This window comes from Frankia canadensis, assembly GCF_900197875.1.
GTDB lineage: Bacteria > Actinomycetota > Actinomycetes > Frankiales > Frankiaceae > Frankia > Frankia canadensis.
Genome location: NZ_FZMO01000513.1, coordinates 1 through 559, shown reverse-complemented (window position 1 = coordinate 559; position 559 = coordinate 1). Strand labels below are relative to the sequence as shown.

General features: G+C 76.2%; 1 protein-coding gene. It reads left to right on the top strand.

The window, feature by feature from the left end:
• Positions 1 to 45: 45 nt before the first annotated feature.
• Positions 46 to 559: SDR family NAD(P)-dependent oxidoreductase (locus tag C1A33_RS27125; RefSeq protein WP_243407994.1), on the top strand; the 514-nt coding region annotated here is incomplete at its 3' end.

Here is a 559-nt window from a genome sequence, read left to right as displayed (position 1 = left end):
GATGGGGCGGGGATTGCGCAGCGTCGGGAACGTGGGGTCGCGGTCGTGACGGGTGGGGGTCGGGGCATCGGCGCGGCCTGCGCGATCGCGCTCGCTGGCCGCGGTTGGGACGTCTGCCTGGGCTTTCGGTCGGACGCCAGGGCCGCCGCCGAGGTGGCCGGGCGGTGCCGGGACCTCGGGGTCGCCGCTGGGACGGTCGGGGGCGACCTCGCCAGGCCCGAGGACACCGTCCCGGAGCTGTTCGCGGCCGCGGACCGGCTCGGCCAGGTGACGGCGTTCGTCAACAACGCGGGGATCGTCGCGCCCGCGGCGCGGGTGGCGGAGTTCGACGCGTCGCGGCTGCGCCAGGTCTTCGAGATCAACGTCGTCGCCGCGTTCCTGGGCGCGGGCGCGGCGGTGCGCCGGATGTCGACCCGCCACGGCGGGCGCGGCGGCGTGATCGTCAACGTCTCCTCGGCGGCGGCGCGGATCGGCAGCCCGGGGCTGTACGTCGACTACGCGGCGAGCAAGGGGGCGATCGACACCATGACGGTGGGGCTCGCCAAGGAGGTCGCCGAGG